Source organism: Streptomyces sp. NPDC003379 (assembly GCF_053589195.1).
The window spans coordinates 67,494-83,564 of record NZ_JBSFRK010000024.1 but is presented as its reverse complement, the minus strand read 5'-3'; the positions used below and the strand labels follow the sequence as shown (position 1 = coordinate 83,564).

Below are 16,071 nucleotides of genomic sequence, written 5' to 3'. Positions count from 1 at the left end.
CCGCGGTCCGTCCACGCCCGACTTCCGCAGGTTCCGCAGGAGGCCTCTTCCCATGCGACACGGCCAGCACGACGACTCCCGCACCGGTACCGGCGGCCCGGACGACACACCACAGGTGACGTCGGAGCCGAGGCCTCCGTTCCCCGGGGAGAAGCACGACCCGCCCCCCGGCACCGAGGCCGACATGTCGCCCCGGCCCCGCTACGAGGCGTCGAAGTACAAGGCCGCCGACAAGCTGCTGGGCAAGGCCGCGCTGATCACGGGCGGCGACTCGGGGATCGGCAGGGCGGTCGCCGTGCTCTACGCGCGTGAAGGCGCCGATGTGGCCATCGTGCACCTGCCCGAGGAGCAGCGGGACGCGGAGGAGACCCGGCAGGCCGTCGAGAAGGCGGGGCGCACCTGCCTGCTGCTGCCCGGGGACGTGCGCGACCCGGACTTCTGCCGCGATGCCGTCGCGCGCACCGTGGCCGAGTTCGGAAAGCTGAACATCCTGGTCAACAACGCCGCCTATCTGAACAGCAAGCTGGAGCTCGACCAGCTGACGGCCGAGGACTGGGACCGCACGTTCAAGACGAACGTCTACGCCTACTTCCATCTGGTGATGGCGTCACTGCCGCACCTGAAGGGAGGCGACGCGATCATCGCCACCGCCACGGAGGAAGCGCTCAAGGGCAGCACCACGATGATCGACTACGCGGCCTCCAAGGCGGCGCTGATCACCTTCACCAAGTCGATCGCGCCGCATCTGGCCAAGCGGGGCGTCCGGGCCAACGTCGTCGCGCCCGGACCCGTGTGGACGGTCCTCAACACCGCCGACCCGCACATGCCGAAGGACGGCCTCGCCCAGGTCGGCAGCGAGACCCCGCTCGGCCGGCCCGCCCAGCCCGAGGAGCTGGCACCGGCCTACGTGTATCTGGCCTCGGACGCCGACTCCAGCTTCACCGTGGGCGAGGTCATCGCGGTGACGGGCGGCGAGACGGACACGCGCTGATTCACTTTTGCACCACATGCGTCGCATGAGACCCGCCTCTCTCGCGGAGGCGGGCCTTAACCTGTTATTAACGCAGCGTAGCCTGATCGTACTTGACCGTAATCGCTCGGCGGCGGTTGACTGCACGCTCACCATGACCTCATCGCCTGCTGAGACCTCCGACCCGCTCGCACCCCTCGATCTGGCCTTCTGGAACATCGAGACCGCCGAACACCCCATGCATCTGGGGGCACTCGGCGTCTTCGAGGCCGACGGCCCCGACGCGGCCGAGCGCGCCACCGCGCTCCTCGCGGCCCGCGCCGCGGCCGTCCCGGGACTCCGCATGCGCATACGCTCCGTCTGGCTGCCGATTGGCGGAGCGCGGCGCGTACCCGTGCCCGCCTTCGACCCGCTGGAGCACGTCCGGCTCGCCAAGCCCGCAAGCGACTTCCACGCCGCCGCAGGGGAGTTGATGCGGCGTCAGCTCGACCGCGACCGGCCGCCGTGGGAGGCGCACGTGCTGCCGGGCGCCGACGGCGCGTCCTTCGCGGTGCTCTTCAAGTTCCACCACGCGCTCGCCGACGGGCTGCGCGCGCTGACGCTCGGCGCCGCGCTCCTCGACCCCGTCGACCTGCCCGCCTCCCGGCCGCGCCCACCGGCCCCCGCCGCCTCCCGGTGGCCACTGCCCGACCCGCGCAGACTGCCCGGCCTCGCCCGCGACACCGTCACCGAGCTGGGCCAGGCCCTCGGCATCGGCGCCGCGGTCGCGCGCGCCACCCTCGGCGTACGCTCCTGCGCCTCCCTCGCCTCCGCCGCCACCGGCACCCGCCGCACCGCCGGCGTCGTCCTCGACCTGGACGACGTGCACCGGGTGCGCAAGGCCGTGGGCGGCACCGTCAACGACGTACTGATCGCCGTCGTCGCCGGGGCTCTGCGGCGCTGGCTCGACGAGCGCGGCGACTGCAGCGAGGGCGTCGAGCCGCGGGCCCTGATCCCCGTCTCGCGCCGCCGCCCCCGCACCGCGCAGCCGCCGGGAAACCGGCTCTCGGGCTATCTGGTCCGGCTCCCGGTCGGCGACGACGACCCTCTCGTGCGGCTGCACCGTGTGCGCGCCGCCATGGACCGGAACAAGGAGGCGGGGCCCGAGCGGGGCGCAGGGGCCGTCGCGCTGCTCGCCGAGCACGTGCCGCCGCTCGGGCACCGGATCGGCGGCCCGGTCGTGGCACAGGCCGCGCGGCTGCTCTTCGACGTCCTCGTCACCAGCGTCCCGCTGCCCGGCATCGGGCTGCGGCTCGGCGGCTGCCCCCTGGCCGAGGTCTACCCCTTCGCGCCGCTCGCCGGGGGCCAGGCGCTCGCCGTCGCGGTCTCCACGTACCGGGGCCGTGTGCACTACGGCCTGGTCGCGGACGCCGCCGCCGTACCCGACCTCGACCTCCTCGCGCAGAGCGTGCGGGACGAGATCGAGACCCTCGTGGAGGTGTGCGGGCGGGGCTCGGGTTTGGTGACGGGGCCCGGAGCTACGTAAAGTTCCACTTTTGGAGCTTCCGCGGACGACCAGGCGCGCCGCGGCACGAATGACACGAGGACAGCGGCGATGACGGTGACAGACGAAAGCCACGAGGGGACCGTCGCGTACGGCCCCGGCATCGACCCGGACCGTCTCGCCGTCTGCCTGAGCGTGCTCGACGAGCTGGACAAGCTGGACGTGGACCACCCCGACGCCGTCGCGGTGCGCCGCGCGACGGCCGGGATCTACCGCACGGTGAAGCAGCGCCGCCGCCAGGAGCGCCGCGCCGCCAAGACCGCCCACGACCGCGCGGTCACCGAGGCCACCGCCACCGGCTCCGCCGAGCGCATCGACGACGAGACGGCGGGCGTCCTGCCCTCCTCCTCGGCGAAGGGCGAGATCGCGGGCATACTCCAGCGCCCGCGCTCCTGCTACACCTGCAAGACGCGGTACGTCGAGGTCGACGCGTTCTACCACCAGCTCTGCCAGGCCTGCGCCGCCGAGAACCGCGCGCGGCGCGACGCCCGCACCGACCTGACCGGCAAGCGCGCCCTGCTCACCGGCGGCCGCGCCAAGATCGGCATGTACATCGCGCTGCGGCTGCTGCGTGACGGCGCCCACACCACCATCACCACGCGCTTCCCGGGCGACGCGATCCGCCGCTTCAAGGCGATGCCCGACAGCGACGAGTGGATCCACCGGCTGAAGGTCGTCGGCATCGACCTGCGCGACCCGGCGCAGGTCGTCGCGCTGGCCGAGTCGGTCGCCGCCGAGGGCCCCCTCGACGTACTGATCAACAACGCCGCGCAGACGGTACGCCGTTCCCCGCAGGCCTACAGCGAGCTGCTCGCCGCCGAGTCCGCCCCGCTGCCCGCCGGTGAGCTGCCCGCCTCCGAGGTGATCGGCACCTTCGGCTCCGGCGCCGTGGCCGCGCTGCCGGTCGCCGGGGGCGGCGCGCTGACCGCCGACGACGTCACCGGGCTCGCCCTGGTCACGGGGTCGGCGTCCCTGGAGCGCATCGCGGCCGGTACGGCCATCGACGCGGGCGGCCTGGTGCCGGACCTGCACGACACCAACAGCTGGATCCAGACCGTCGAGGAGGTCGGCCCGATCGAGCTGCTCGAAGTCCAGCTGTGCAACTCGACGGCGCCGTTCATCCTCATCAGCCATCTGCGCCCCGCGATGGCGGCGGCCGCCGCGGCCGACGACGACGGCCGCGCGTACGTGGTGAACGTCTCCGCCATGGAGGGCGTTTTCGGCCGCGGCTACAAGGGCGCGGGCCACCCGCACACCAACATGGCCAAGGCCGCGCTGAACATGCTGACGCGCACCAGCGCGCAGGAGATGTTCGAGAAGGACCGCATCCTGATGACGGCCGTCGACACCGGCTGGATCACCGACGAGCGCCCGCACCCCGACAAGATGCGCCTCGCCGAGGAGGGCTTCCACGCCCCGCTGGACCTGATCGACGGCGCGGCCCGCGTCTACGACCCGATCGTGCGCGGCGAGGCCGGCGACGACCTGTACGGGGTCTTCCTCAAGGACTACGCACCCGGTAAGTGGTAGGGCGGGCATTCCCGGGGCGGGGCTCGTACGCCAGCCACCTGCGTCTCTGTGACCCCACTGCGTCTCTGTGACCCCACGCGTACGGCCCGGCGTTTGTCCGGAATTCACCCGGTCCTGCGCTTCCATCGAGCGCGGCCGCGCTCATTTGGTTAACCTGGGTCGGACGGGTGGCCACGAGAGATCCACGAACATCTCTCGGCCACCCCGGGGACAGGCCGGCAATCACGGCCGCGGTCCCGCCAGATACCGGCGCCACCGCGACCGAACTGCCCTTGTCCTTCCGTTACGCGACACAAAGGAGTGCGCGGTGACACCCGAACTGACGAAGCAGGAAAAGCGACCGGCGGAACGCGGCGGCGAGCGGGCCGGCAGGCCCCCCAAGCTCCGCAACCTGGAGGCGTGGGCCAAGGCGGCCCCCATCCGGCTGGCCGGCTACGAGGACGACCTCGCCGAGCCGCACATCCTCCCGGGTATCGACTGATCGGTACCGCCGGTCGTCCGCTTCGCCCTGTGCCCCCGTCCTGTGGCGGGGGCACAGGCGTGTCCGCTGTGGCGCGGACGACCGTCCCCTCCACGGCCGTCCGCTCCCCGCCGACATCTCACGCCAGTACCCCTGTGGGGCCGGGAGATTCACACGGGCGATGCCGCGGCCCGTGAGGCCCGCGTAGAAGCGTCGAGGAGGTCGCCGAGTGAGGTGCGCGCGTGCTGCAATTCGGCTATGCGCGTGTCCAGTTCGCGCAGGTGCGTCTGGAGGTGGTCCAGGACGCAGGTGTCGAGTTCGGGACCCTCGCCGAGGAAGCACGGCATGAGGTCGCGGATGATCCGCGTGGGAAGCCCGGCGGCCAGCAGCGTCCGGATCCGTGTGACGGTCGTCAACGCGTCGGCGCCATAATGGCGGTGGCCGCCGTCCGTCCGGTACGAGGTGAGCAGGCCCTGCTCCTCGTAGTAGCGCAGCAGGCGCACACTCACGCCTGCCGCGCGGGCCAGCTCGCCGATCTTCATGTGGCACACCTCACGCTTCACGAACTTGAACCTCACATGGATGTGAGATCTTAGCGTTGCCCGCATGACGACGACGCGAGCACCCCTCTCCCTCTACGGCTTCCTGCGCCCCAGGCCCGAACGTGCCGACGAGGTCCGGCAGTTCCTCGCCTCCCTCGTGGAGCCCACGCGCCGTGAAGAGGGCAATCTGGAATACCACCTGCACGCGCAGGACGACGGCCGGCTCTTCCTGTACGAGGTCTGGCGCTCCCAGGAGGACCTGGACCGGCACAACGCGAACCCGCCGCTGCGCCAGTTCCTGGACAACCTGTCGGACTTCCTCGAAGAGGCTCCCGACGGCTACTTCGACACGATGGTCAGCCCCTATCCGACGAACGACGGCCGCTAGGTGCTCCGGCGTCCCCTTGGCCGATTCATCCGAGGGGTCGCTAGGAAATGTTCAAGCGGTGAGGCGTGCGCGTGCATTGACACCTCCGGGGCGCCCTTCAATCATCGGATGTCATGACCGAACTGCGTTCGATGTCCGCGCCCCGGCCGCGCCGGCTTCTCGGCGCCGCGGTGGCCCTGCTGCTCATGGCGCCGATCCCGGCGGCAGCCACCACCCAGGAAATCCCCCGAAAGACCCCACGGGCCGTCCCCGCCCTGACGAACTGGGCGCCCGCCTAGCGACGTCGACCGCGCCCAGAAGCCGCTCGGCGCCGAAGGCCACGAACTCCGCGCGGGCGAACGCCTGGAGATCACCGGGGCGACCGGTACCGGCGCCTTCTACGGCACCCGCACGCTTCTCCAGCTCCTCGCCCAGGACGACCGCGTACCGGCGGGGCGCACCCTCGACGTGCCGCGCTACAAGGAACGCGGCGTCGGAGTCTGCGCCTGTTACATCAACATCTCCATGCCCTGGCTGGAGAACCTCGTACGCGACATGGCGTACCGCAAACAGAACCAGCTGCTCCTCGAACTCAAGGTCAAGAGCGACCGCCACCCCGAGGCCAACTCCTGGGGCTACTACACGAAGAGCCAGATACGCCGCCTCGTCGCGCTCGGCGAGAAGTACCACGTCACGATCATCCCGGAAATCAACTCGCCCGGCTCTATGGACCCTTGGCTGGAGAACCGCCCCGACCTCCAGCTCACCGACTCCGACGGCAGGCCCCAGCCTTCACGCCTCGACATCACCAAGGACGCGTCCTTCGCGTACTACACAAGCCTCGTCGACGAGTACGCCGACGTCTTCCCCGCGACGTCCTGGCACATGGGCGCCGACGAGTACATGCTGGGCTCCGACTTCGCCAAGTACCCGCACATCCTGGAGTACGCGAAGAAGAAGTACGGCGAGAACGCGCGGTCGCGGGGCCCCGTGCGCATCGCGGAATTCGGCCTCTACCGCTCGCAGGTGTGAGCGGAGGGTTCCTTGAGGGCGTCCTCGGGGGCGCGTCCCGCGTTGACAGGTGGGGGAGTGAGTGACTGTAATGGTGCTCGTGCCGCGTGGCGCCGACCAAAGAGCAGTGGGCAGGTCGGCGACCGGGCGAGCACCTTCACTCAAGGACGACGCCGATGGATACGTCGTGAGTTCACACCCAGAGGCTCCCGCCTCCGCCTGATTCGCGCGCCTCTCGCGCCACTCACGCACTGTCGCGGGCTCTCGGCCACGCCGTCACACCAAGCGTGGCCCTCCACCACTCCACCACCTTTCACCGCGGTCGACGCGGCGCCGCCACCTCGTGCGGTGCGCGCGGCGGTCGACGCGGTACCCACACCTGTACGGAGACTTCACACAGCCATGCCCACACCCTTCAACCAGTCCGTCATCGAGGAGTTCCGCGCCAACGCCGGCAAGGTCGGCGGCCCCTTCGAAGGCGGCGAACTCCTCCTGCTCACCACCACCGGAGCCAAGTCCGGCAAGGAGCACACCACCCCGCTCGGCTTCGTCCGCGACGGCGGACTGCTCCTGCTCGTCGGGTCGAACCTGGGCGCGCCGCGCCATCCCGACTGGTACCACAACATCCTCGCCCACCCCACGGTGACCGTGGAGCTGGGCACCGAGGAGTTCCAGGCGATCGCCGTCCCCGCCGAGGGGGAGCGGCGCGACCGGCTCTTCGAGTCGGTGGTCGCAGCCGAGCCCGGATACGGCGATTACCAGGCGAGGACCGAACGCATCCTGCCGGTCGTCGTCCTGGAGCGGCCCGCGCACGAGGCCGACATCCCCGAAGGGGCCGGCAACTTCGCGGAGAAGATGGTGCAGGTGCACCTGTGGCTGCGCGGTCAGCTGCGGCACGTGCGGGACGAGACCGAGGCGCACTTCGCGGCGCTCGCCGCGCACCAGGGACCCGGGGCGCCGCCGGCGCCGGGCCTCGGACTGCAGATCCGCCAGCACTGCCTGGCGTTCTGCGACGCCCTGGAGTTCCACCACACCAGCGAGGACACGCACCTCTTCCCGACGATGGCGGGCTACCACCCCGAGCTGCGCGAGACCTTCGACCGGCTCGCGCGGGAACACCGGACGGTCGCCCGCATCCAGGGCGAGCTCGCCGCGCTCCTCGCGAACATCGCGAGCGCGGACCCAGAGCGGTTCCGTACCGAACTGGCGCGCATGTCGGAGGAGTTGAACCTCCACCTCGACTACGAGGAGGAGTCACTCCTGCCGATCCTGGCACAGCTGCCCTGGCCGCCACGACCGTGATCTCGGGGGATGCCGCCGGGCATGACGGGCCCGGCCCTATGACGGGGCCGGGGGCGGTGGCGTCCAGCCTGGCGGTGCCGACTCGACCAGTTCGAGTTCCTCGTCCAGGTACATCTCGCCGCCGGCCTGGGGGAAGGAGACGAGAAGTTCGCCGGTGGAGACGCGGGCTATGACTGTGCCGACCGGGTCTTCGGGATGATCCGTCGCCTCTCGCGGCGTCACCCGGTCCCCCGGCGTGAAGCGCCGAGGGGCGGAGGAGTCTGTCGGCCGGTCTGTCACGTGACCGCCCTGCGCAGGAACTCGACCACGTCCTCGTCGCTGTGGGCGAGGCCGAGGATCTGCCCGCGCACCGTCACCCGCCGACCGCCCGAGGGGGACGGCCGGTGAACGGCTATCTGTACCGGTGCCATGCCTCAGGGTAGACCGGGTTCCGATGGCGGGGGTGAGCGATCCAGATGGCGCCAGGGCGAAGAGCCAGATGTGCGCAGGGTGAAGAGTACGAGCAGGCAGCGAGCCCTCGACCTCACCGGCGAGCGCGGCGTCCCGGCGGTCCAGTGGCGCCGCGGGCACGTCCGTGGTGGTCATGACCGGTCGCTCTCGTGTCCTGACGCGTCGAAGACGTCGCGCTGCCCGGTGTTCTCCTTCTGGTCCAGCTTGACCACCGCGGGGTGGTGCAGATCGAAGGCTGGGGATTCGGAGCGGATCTTCGGCAGGGTGACGAAGTTGTGGCGGGGCGGCGGGCACGAGGTCGCCCACTCCAGGGAGCGGCCGAATCCCCAGGGGTCGTCGACGTCGACCCGCTCACCCTTCTTGGCGGTCTTCCAGACGTTGTAGAGGAAGGGCAGCGTGGACAGGCCGAGCAGGAAGGCGCCGATGGAGGAGACGGTGTTGAGGGCGGTGAAGCCGTCGGCATCCAGGTAGTCGGCGTAGCGGCGGGGCATGCCTTCGGCGCCGAGCCAGTGCTGGACCAGGAAGGTGGTGTGGAAGCCGACGAACAGCGTCCAGAAGTGGAGCTTCTCCAGGCGGGTGTCGAGCATGGTGCCGGTCATCTTCGGCCACCAGAAGCTGAAGCCGCCGAACATGGCGAAGACGATCGTGCCGAAGAGCACGTAGTGGAAGTGGCCGATGACGAAGTAGCTGTCGGTGACGTGGAAGTCCATGGGGGGCGAGGCGAGGATGACCCCGGTCAGGCCGCCGAAGAGGAAGGTGACGAGGAAGCCGACGGCCCACAGCATCGGCGGCTCGAAGGACAACGACCCCTTCCACATCGTGCCGATCCAGTTGAAGAACTTCACACCCGTGGGGACCGCGATGAGGAAGCTCATGAAGGAGAAGAACGGCAGCAGCACCGCGCCGGTGGCGAACATGTGGTGCGCCCACACCGTCACGGACAAGCCGGTGATCGCGATGGTGGCGCCGATCAGCCCCGTGTAGCCGAAGATCGGCTTGCGGGAGAAGACCGGGATGATCTCGGTGATCACGCCGAAGAACGGCAGCGCGAGGATGTACACCTCGGGGTGCCCGAAGAACCAGAACAGGTGCTGCCACAGGATCGCACCCCCGTTCTCGGGGTTGAAGACCTGCGATCCGAAGCGCCGGTCGGCCTCCAGCGCCAGCAGCGCCGCCGCCAGGACGGGGAAGGCGAACAGGACCAGGACCGAGGTGAGCAGCACGTTCCAGGTGAAGATCGGCATCCGGAACATCGTCATGCCGGGGGCGCGCATGCAGATGATCGTGGTGACGAAGTTGACCGCGCCGAGGATGGTGCCGAACCCGGACAGCGCGAGGCCCATGATCCACAGGTCTCCGCCGACGTAGCCGCTGCGGATGGGACCGCTCAGCGGGGTGTACGCCGTCCAGCCGAAGTCGGCGGCGCCCTGGGGCGTGAGGAAGCTGCTGAGGACGATCAGCCCGCCGAAGAGGAACAGCCAGTACGAGAGCATGTTCAGGCGGGGGAAGGCCACGTCCGGGGAGCCGATCTGCAGCGGCATGACCGCGTTCGCGAAGCCGGCGAAGGTCGGGGTGGCGAACAGCAGCAGCATCAGGGTGCCGTGCATGGTGAACGCCTGGTTGTACTGCTCGTTGGAGAGAAGCTGCATGCCCGGGCGGGCCAGCTCCGCCCGGATCACCATGGCCAGGGCCCCGGCGATCAGGAAGAACGCGAACGACGTGATCAGGTAGAGGTGGCCGATCTTCTTGTGATCGGTCGTGGTCACCCAGGAGACGATCACCTGCCCCCGGCTGCGACGCCCCTCGGTCGGGACCAAGGTGACCGGTTCTGTCTGCGCAGTCATCTACTTCCTCGCATCGGTAGCAAGTGCCGCATTCCGCCACCAAGCTCCCCTAAAAGCGCGCCGAAGTGGTCACAACGCGCTGGCGGGCGCCCTGACAGCGTGAAAAGACCCCGGCCGGACGGGGGAGGCCGCGGTCGGGGTCGTCCAGAGAGGCCGGCGCCGGTGCAGCGCCGATGCCGTCAACGGATCATCGCGCTGCCCGCGGCCCGCCCTCCCGCGCCGGCCCCGTGCTCTCCCGCTCGATGAGCCGCGGCAACGGCACCTGTACGGTCGCCGCCGGGCCGTCGTCGAGGAGGGCGAGCAGTTCGCGGGCCGCGGTGCGGCCGAACGCCACGGTGTCCCGGGAGAGGGCCGTCAGCCACGGGTGCACCATGCGGCACAGCGCCGAGTCCTCCCAGGCCACGACCGACACGTCGGTCGGCACGCCGAAACCGAGGGACGAGGCGGCGGCGACCCCGGCCACGGCCATCACGTCGTTGTCGTACACCAGGGCCGTCGGTGGTTCGGCGGACTCCAGGACGCGCCGGGTCACGGCGGCGCCTTCCGCGTCGGAGTAGTCGGTCGGCACCGAACGCACGCCGGACATGCCCCGGCTCGCCGCCTCCGCGCGCAGGGTGCGCATACGGCGCTCCGTGTGCGCGAGCCCTTCCAGGCCCGCGATGTGCACGATGCGGCGGTGCCCGAGCGCGTACAGATGGCCCACGATCGACGCCATCGCTCCCGCGTCGTCCGCCCATACCGTGGAGAGACCCGGCTGGCCCGCGTCCGGGTCGGGCACGCCGCCCGTCACCACCGCGGGCAGCCCCAGCTCGTCGAGGAGCGCCGGACGGGGGTCGTCCGTGCGCGGGTCCACCACCAGGACGCCGTCCACCCGGTGCTCGGCCCACCAGCGGCGGTAGACCGCGCACTCGGCGGCCACGTCGTCCACCACCTGGAAGAGCAGCCCCAAGTGCCGCTCGGCCAGCACCTCCTGGACGCCGGAGATGAGCTGGAGGAAGAACGAGTCGACGCCCAGCGTCGCCGCGGGACGCGCCACGACCAGGCCCACCGTCGCCGAGCCCTCGCCCGACAGGGCGCGCGCCGCCGTACTGGGCCGCCAGCCCAGCTGCTCCGCGACCCTGCGCACCCGGTCCCGGGTGATGTCGGAGACGCCGGGCCGGTCGTTGAGCGCGAAGGAGACGGCGCTCTCGGAGACCCCGGCGCGGCGCGCGATGTCCTTCATGGTCGGCCGGCGCGCCGGTGACCGCTTGCCTTGCACCCGTTGCCCCTTTCCTGGGCCTCCGTCAACCCCCGTCAGCCTCCGCACTAAAGCGCTTGAGCAGATGCACTCCAAAGCACTTGAGCGGGCCGACTCTAAAGCGCATTAGTCATCCGCCGCAAGCCTCTCAACACACCGGCCTGACCAGGGGTGTTGCTTGGCGCATCGACAGATTTTCGATTTCGGTTCCGCGAATCCATTGACTTCGCGCCACGGTTGGATGCAGGGTCTGCCTCGGCGTGGATTGTCCGGCCTCGACGGACACAGTCACCGCCGTCTCGCGTTGGGCCGAGCAAAGGAGCCGTTTCACCGTGCGTATCTCCCGCATTCCCCGCAGAGCGGTCGCCGCAGGCGCCGTCCTCGCTGTCCTGCTGCCGCTGAGCGCCTGTGGCGACGGAGGTGACGGCGGCGGCTCCATGGACGCCTCGGGCAAGATCGAAGGCAAGATCACCTTCCAGACCTGGAATCTGAAGGCCAACTTCAAGCCCTACTTCGACGGCCTCGTCGCCGAGTTCGAGAAGAAGTACCCCGGCACCGACGTCAAGTGGGTCGACCAGCCCGGCGAGGGATACGCCGACAAGATCAGCGCCGACGCCGCCGCGGGCACACTGCCCGACGTCGTGAACGTCTCGCCCGACCTGGTCGCCCCGCTCGCCAAGGCCGGCCTCGCGCTCGACCTCGACAAGGCCGCGGGCAAGTACGAGAAGGAGTACCTCCCCGGGGCCTGGCAGAGCCACCAGATACCGGGCAAGGAAGGGACGTACGCCTTCCCCTGGTACCTCAACACGGGGCCGCTCTTCTACAACAAGCGCCTCTTCAAGGACGCGGGCCTCGACGAGAACAAGCCCCCGAAGACCTACGACCAGCTCTTCGACCAGGCCCTCCAGCTGGCGAAGAAGAGCGACGGCAAGGTGGCCACGCTCGCCAACGTCCCCACCATCGAGGACTTCGGGCGCTACGGCGTGCCGCTGATGAACAAGGAAGGCACCGGCTTCACGTTCAACGACGCCAAGGGCGTCGAACTCCTCAGCAAGTACAAGAAGTTGTACGACGCCAAGGCGCTGGACGGGCAGGCGCTGACCGCCACTCCGGAGTCGACCGGCAAGAAGTTCCTCACCGAGGCCGTCGCCATGAACCCGGGCAGCGCGCTCGACCTGGAGAAGTTCAAGAAGGACGCGCCGAAGCTCTACAAGAACATCGGCATCACCCCGCAGATCAGCAGCACCGGCAAGGACAACATGTACGTGATGGGCGTGATGGTCAACGCCCGCACCAAGCAGACGCCGGCCGCCGTCGCCTTCGCGCACTTCGTCACCGACACGCGGCACCAGATGGAGTTCGCCAAGAAGGTCGCGATCTTCCCCAGCACGCAGGGCTCCCTCGATGACCCGTACTTCACCGAGCAGGACGGCAAGGAGGAGACGCGGGTCCGCGTCGAGGCCGCCAAGTCCGTCAAGACCGCGGTGAACTACACGCCCGTCCTGTTCAGCGAGCAGATGAAGGTCGAGCTGCGCAACTCGGTCGCCAAGGCGCTGCAGGGCAAGGAGAGCCCCGAGGAAGCGCTTGACAACGCTGTCAAGAGCTGCGACCGGCTGTTGCAGCAGAGCTGAGCGCCGGCGCCGTGCCGAGCCGTGACCAGGGAACGACGTCAGCCATGAAGACCGGTACTGCCAGCATGAAGACCGGTACTGCCAGCAGGACCAGAATCAGGCGCCAACTGCCCACCAGCCCCTGGCTGTTCGCCGCCCCCGGGCTCGCGATCGTCGCCGTCTTCAGCCTCTATCCGTTCGTCAGCACGCTCAACAACTCCTTCACCGACAAAAGGACGTTGATACCCGGCGAGTACGTGGGCCTCGCCAACTTCCGTGAGCTGCTGCACGACGACATGTTCTGGATCGGTCTGCGCAACAGCACGCTGTACGTCCTCGTGGTCGTCCCCGCGCTCGTACTGCTGCCCCTGCTGCTCGCCATGCTCGTCCAGAAGCACATCCCCGGCATCACCTTCTTCCGGTCCGCCTTCTACACCCCGGTGGTCGCCTCCATCGTCGTGGTCGGTCTGATCTGGGTGTGGATGCTGGACGAACGCGGCCTGATCAACGCCCTGTTGGAGGCGGTGGGCGTGGGCAAGGTCGGCTTCCTCAGCGACCAGTGGCTGCTGCTGTTCAGCGCCATGGCCGTCACGGTCTGGAAGGGCCTCGGCTACTACATGATCATTTACCTCGCGGCGCTCGCCAACGTGCCGCGCGAGCTCCACGAGGCCGCGGCGGTCGACGGCGCGGGCCCGGTACGCCGCTTCTTCAGCGTCACCGTGCCCGCCGTGCGCTCCACCTTGGTGCTCGTGGGCGCCCTCTCCTCGGTCGCCGCCTTCAAGGTGTTCTCCGAGGTGTATCTGATGGCCGGGCCCACCGGCGGCCCCGCGGGCGAGGACACCACGCTGGTGATGCTGGTGCAGCGCACGGGCACCGGCCTGACCGGACGGGTCGGCTACGCCTCGGCCATCTCGGTCGTCGTCTTCGTCGTCACCGTCGTGCTCATGCTGCTCGTGCTGCGGGCGGACCGGAAGGAGGACGCGTGAGCGTCACCGAGAAGGCCCCCGCGGTGGCCACCGAGCGCGCGGCACCCTCGAAGCCGCGCCGCCGGATCACCGACGAGAACGGCCGCCGGATGGCCCTGTGGGAGATCATCCTGCGCTACGGGCTGCTGCTCGCCGTGCTGGCGCTGATGATCGGCCCGTTCCTGTGGCAGCTCTCCACGTCCCTGAAGGGACCGCACGAGGACATTTTCAGCTCGCCGCCGAAGTTCCTGCCCTCCGACCCGACCTTCCACAACTACGAGCGGGTCGCCGACACCATCCCCGTCTGGGACTACGCCCTCAACTCCCTGAAGGTGGCCGCCACCAACGTCGTCACCAACTGCGTGGGCGCCGCCCTCGCCGGCTACGCCCTGGCGCGCCTGCGCTACCGGGGCCGCAAGGCGGCCACCCTCGTCTTCATCCTGGCCATGCTGGTGCCCGTCGAGGGCATCATCATCGCCCAGTTCACGACCATGCGTGAGCTGGGCCTGAACAACACCCTCATCGGGGTGCTGCTGCCCGGCTGTGTCTCCGCGCTCAACGTCCTGCTGATGCGCAACGCCTTCCTCAACGTGCCCTACGAGATCGAGGAAGCCGCGTTCGTGGACGGCGCGAACGTCTGGCAGCGGTTCGTCCGGATCGCGCTGCCCGCCGTCAAGGGCACCCTCGCCGTCGTCGCGATCTTCGCCTTCATGGGCGCCTGGGACGACTTCCTGTGGCCGCTCATCGTGCTCAGCGACCCCGAGCGGTTCACCCTCACCATCGGCCTGAACTATCTGCACGGCACCTTCGCCAACGACGAACGCCTCGTCGCCGCGGGCACGGTCATCGCCGTGCTCCCGCTGATCGTCCTCTTCGCCTGTCTGCAGCGGTACTTCTTCCGCGGCGTCGGCGAAGGAGCGGTCAAGGGCTGAACGGCGCCACCTCGAACTCGGACTTACGAAGAACCAGGACCCGCATTGCCTCTCGCAACGCCTTCGGGCGCCCCGCGCTTCGGCGCCAACTACACGCCCAGCCAAGGCTGGTTCCACCACTGGCTCGACTTCGACCTCGACGCCGTACGCACCGACCTCGACGCCATCGCCGCACTGGGCCTGGACCATGTGCGGGCCTTCCCGATCTGGCCGTACTTCCAGCCCAACCGGACCCTCATCCGCCCCCGCGCCGTCGAGCAGCTGGTCCAGCTCGCCGACGCCGCCGCCGAGCGAGGCCTCGACATCAACGTCGACGGCCTCCAGGGCCATCTGTCCAGCTTCGACTTCCTGCCCGCCTGGACGCAGACCTGGCACCGGCGCAACATCTTCACCGACCCGGACGTCGTCGCCGGGCAGACCGACTACCTCCGTACGCTGGCCGCCGCCCTCGCCGACCGGCCCAACTTCATCGGCATGACCATCGGCAACGAGATCAACCAGTTCTCGGCCGGACCGCACCCAGACCCCGACCGCATCACCCCGGAGCAGGCCGACACCTGGCTGCGCACCGTCCTCGCCGCCTGCGAGGAGGGCGCCCCCGGCAGGCTGCACCTGCACGCCGAGTACGACGCCGCCTGGTACCAGGACGACCAGCCCTTCACCCCGGCGCAGGCCGCCCGGCTCGGCGGCGCGACCGCCGTGCACTCCTGGGTCTTCAACGGCACCGCCCAGCGCCACGGGCGCACCGGCACGGCCACCCGCACCCATGCCGCGTACATGATCGAGCTGTCCAAGGCGTGGGCGCTCGATCCGCGCCGCCCCGTCTGGCTCCAGGAGGTCGGTGCGCCCGCACCGCTGATCCCCGCGGAGCACGCGGCCGCGTTCACCGAGGCGACCATCGAGGCGGCGCTCGACTGCCAGGACGTGTGGGGCGTGACGTGGTGGTGCTCCCACGACGTGTCGCGGGGCCTCGCGGACTTCCCCGAACTGGAGTACAGCCTCGGCCTGTTGACCAACGACGGGCAGGTCAAGCCCGCGGGCGCGGCCATCGCGCGGATCGCCGAGGAGTGGCGTAGCCGTACGTACGCGCCGGCGGCCCGGACCACGGCGGTGGTCGTGGACGACGCCATGGAGCGGCGCTCCGAGTGTGGCCCGGGGGGAGTGGTCTTCGAGGCGTTCGCTCGCCTCGCGGCGGATGGGGTGCGGCCCTCGGTGGTCCTTGCGGGGCGTGTGTCGGATGCGGGGTATCTCGCTGGGAGGGGCATTACGGAGGTACTGAAACCGGAGGAGGTCCGCTAGGGGGTGTCT

At 69.8% G+C, this 16,071-nt stretch carries 16 protein-coding genes and 1 pseudogene; 12 read left to right on the top strand and 5 right to left on the bottom strand.

Annotated elements, in window-relative coordinates:
* The first annotated feature begins 52 nt into the window (after positions 1–52).
* The 4 genes from ACWDVB_RS23860 to ACWDVB_RS23845 all read left to right on the top strand — a co-directional run bounded on the left by ACWDVB_RS23860 (position 53) and on the right by ACWDVB_RS23845 (position 4,524).
* Complete coding sequence (locus tag ACWDVB_RS23860; protein WP_451516329.1) at positions 53–991, top strand: SDR family oxidoreductase; 939 nt, start codon at positions 53–55, stop codon at positions 989–991.
* Between the two features lie 133 nt (positions 992–1,124).
* On the top strand, positions 1,125–2,495 hold the full coding sequence (locus ACWDVB_RS23855; protein WP_451516328.1) for a wax ester/triacylglycerol synthase family O-acyltransferase: 1,371 nt from the start codon (positions 1,125–1,127) through the stop codon (positions 2,493–2,495).
* 69 nt (positions 2,496–2,564) lie between these two features.
* Positions 2,565–4,043, top strand: a complete 1,479-nt coding sequence (locus ACWDVB_RS23850) for an SDR family NAD(P)-dependent oxidoreductase (RefSeq protein WP_451516327.1) — start codon at positions 2,565–2,567, stop codon at positions 4,041–4,043.
* 307 nt (positions 4,044–4,350) lie between these two features.
* A complete protein-coding gene (locus ACWDVB_RS23845) occupies positions 4,351–4,524 on the top strand; it encodes a hypothetical protein (RefSeq protein ID WP_451516326.1) in 174 nt (57 codons plus the stop codon).
* 149 nt (positions 4,525–4,673) lie between these two features.
* Here ACWDVB_RS23845 and ACWDVB_RS23840 read toward each other — a convergent pair whose 3' ends face one another.
* Positions 4,674–5,045, bottom strand: coding sequence for a MerR family transcriptional regulator (locus ACWDVB_RS23840; protein ID WP_451516325.1), 372 nt, complete (start codon positions 5,043–5,045; stop codon positions 4,674–4,676).
* Between the two features lie 64 nt (positions 5,046–5,109).
* Between ACWDVB_RS23840 and ACWDVB_RS23835 the strand changes: the two genes are divergently transcribed.
* The 4 genes and pseudogenes from ACWDVB_RS23835 to ACWDVB_RS23820 all read left to right on the top strand — a co-directional run bounded on the left by ACWDVB_RS23835 (position 5,110) and on the right by ACWDVB_RS23820 (position 7,725).
* The gene (locus tag ACWDVB_RS23835) at positions 5,110–5,433 is read left to right on the top strand and encodes a putative quinol monooxygenase (RefSeq protein WP_451516324.1); all 324 of its coding nucleotides are present in this window, start codon (positions 5,110–5,112) and stop codon (positions 5,431–5,433) included.
* A 113-nt stretch (positions 5,434–5,546) separates the two neighbouring features.
* Positions 5,547–5,711 carry a hypothetical protein gene (locus tag ACWDVB_RS23830; protein ID WP_451516323.1) on the top strand — a complete coding sequence of 55 codons (165 nt, stop codon included), beginning with the start codon at positions 5,547–5,549 and terminating at the stop codon, positions 5,709–5,711.
* A gap of 22 nt (positions 5,712–5,733) precedes the next feature.
* A pseudogene (locus tag ACWDVB_RS23825) lies at positions 5,734–6,387 on the top strand (family 20 glycosylhydrolase); the annotation flags it as partial.
* 438 nt (positions 6,388–6,825) lie between these two features.
* Positions 6,826–7,725, top strand: a complete 900-nt coding sequence (locus ACWDVB_RS23820; RefSeq protein WP_451516322.1) for a nitroreductase/quinone reductase family protein — start codon at positions 6,826–6,828, stop codon at positions 7,723–7,725.
* A 36-nt stretch (positions 7,726–7,761) separates the two neighbouring features.
* On the opposite strand, the gene ACWDVB_RS23815 is transcribed toward ACWDVB_RS23820, so the two are convergent.
* The 4 genes from ACWDVB_RS23815 to ACWDVB_RS23800 form a co-directional block, all read right to left on the bottom strand.
* Positions 7,762–7,947 (bottom strand): hypothetical protein, encoded by a 186-nt coding sequence (locus tag ACWDVB_RS23815; protein WP_451516321.1) that lies wholly within the window; start codon positions 7,945–7,947, stop codon positions 7,762–7,764.
* Between the two features lie 53 nt (positions 7,948–8,000).
* On the bottom strand, positions 8,001–8,135 hold the full coding sequence (locus tag ACWDVB_RS23810; protein ID WP_451516384.1) for a hypothetical protein: 135 nt from the start codon (positions 8,133–8,135) through the stop codon (positions 8,001–8,003).
* A gap of 171 nt (positions 8,136–8,306) precedes the next feature.
* Positions 8,307–10,019: an aa3-type cytochrome oxidase subunit I gene (gene ctaD, locus ACWDVB_RS23805; protein ID WP_451516320.1), complete on the bottom strand. Its 1,713-nt coding sequence runs from the start codon at positions 10,017–10,019 to the stop codon at positions 8,307–8,309.
* A 187-nt stretch (positions 10,020–10,206) separates the two neighbouring features.
* On the bottom strand, positions 10,207–11,277 hold the full coding sequence (locus ACWDVB_RS23800) for a LacI family DNA-binding transcriptional regulator (protein ID WP_451516319.1): 1,071 nt from the start codon (positions 11,275–11,277) through the stop codon (positions 10,207–10,209).
* 311 nt (positions 11,278–11,588) lie between these two features.
* Between ACWDVB_RS23800 and ACWDVB_RS23795 the strand changes: the two genes are divergently transcribed.
* The 4 genes from ACWDVB_RS23795 to ACWDVB_RS23780 all read left to right on the top strand — a co-directional run bounded on the left by ACWDVB_RS23795 (position 11,589) and on the right by ACWDVB_RS23780 (position 16,062).
* Positions 11,589–12,887, top strand: a complete 1,299-nt coding sequence (locus tag ACWDVB_RS23795) for an extracellular solute-binding protein (RefSeq protein ID WP_451516318.1) — start codon at positions 11,589–11,591, stop codon at positions 12,885–12,887.
* A gap of 65 nt (positions 12,888–12,952) precedes the next feature.
* A complete protein-coding gene (locus ACWDVB_RS23790) occupies positions 12,953–13,852 on the top strand; it encodes a carbohydrate ABC transporter permease (protein WP_451516317.1) in 900 nt (299 codons plus the stop codon).
* On the top strand, positions 13,849–14,763 hold the full coding sequence (locus ACWDVB_RS23785) for a carbohydrate ABC transporter permease (RefSeq protein ID WP_451516316.1): 915 nt from the start codon (positions 13,849–13,851) through the stop codon (positions 14,761–14,763). Before ACWDVB_RS23790 ends, ACWDVB_RS23785 begins: the two co-directional genes overlap by 4 nt.
* A gap of 45 nt (positions 14,764–14,808) precedes the next feature.
* Positions 14,809–16,062 (top strand): glycoside hydrolase 5 family protein, encoded by a 1,254-nt coding sequence (locus ACWDVB_RS23780; RefSeq protein WP_451516315.1) that lies wholly within the window; start codon positions 14,809–14,811, stop codon positions 16,060–16,062.
* Positions 16,063–16,071: the final 9 nt, after the last annotated feature.

Coding starts and splice junctions, on each gene's coding strand:
- ACWDVB_RS23860 (WP_451516329.1), top strand. CDS start 53: ATGCGACACGGCCAGCACGACGACTCCCGCACCGGTACCGGCGGCCCG.
- ACWDVB_RS23855 (WP_451516328.1), top strand. CDS start 1,125: ATGACCTCATCGCCTGCTGAGACCTCCGACCCGCTCGCACCCCTCGAT.
- ACWDVB_RS23850 (WP_451516327.1), top strand. CDS start 2,565: ATGACGGTGACAGACGAAAGCCACGAGGGGACCGTCGCGTACGGCCCC.
- ACWDVB_RS23840 (WP_451516325.1), bottom strand. CDS start 5,045: ATGAAGATCGGCGAGCTGGCCCGCGCGGCAGGCGTGAGTGTGCGCCTG.
- ACWDVB_RS23835 (WP_451516324.1), top strand. CDS start 5,110: ATGACGACGACGCGAGCACCCCTCTCCCTCTACGGCTTCCTGCGCCCC.
- ACWDVB_RS23830 (WP_451516323.1), top strand. CDS start 5,547: ATGACCGAACTGCGTTCGATGTCCGCGCCCCGGCCGCGCCGGCTTCTC.
- ACWDVB_RS23820 (WP_451516322.1), top strand. CDS start 6,826: ATGCCCACACCCTTCAACCAGTCCGTCATCGAGGAGTTCCGCGCCAAC.
- ACWDVB_RS23810 (WP_451516384.1), bottom strand. CDS start 8,135: ATGGCACCGGTACAGATAGCCGTTCACCGGCCGTCCCCCTCGGGCGGT.
- ctaD (WP_451516320.1), bottom strand. CDS start 10,019: ATGACTGCGCAGACAGAACCGGTCACCTTGGTCCCGACCGAGGGGCGT.
- ACWDVB_RS23790 (WP_451516317.1), top strand. CDS start 12,953: ATGAAGACCGGTACTGCCAGCAGGACCAGAATCAGGCGCCAACTGCCC.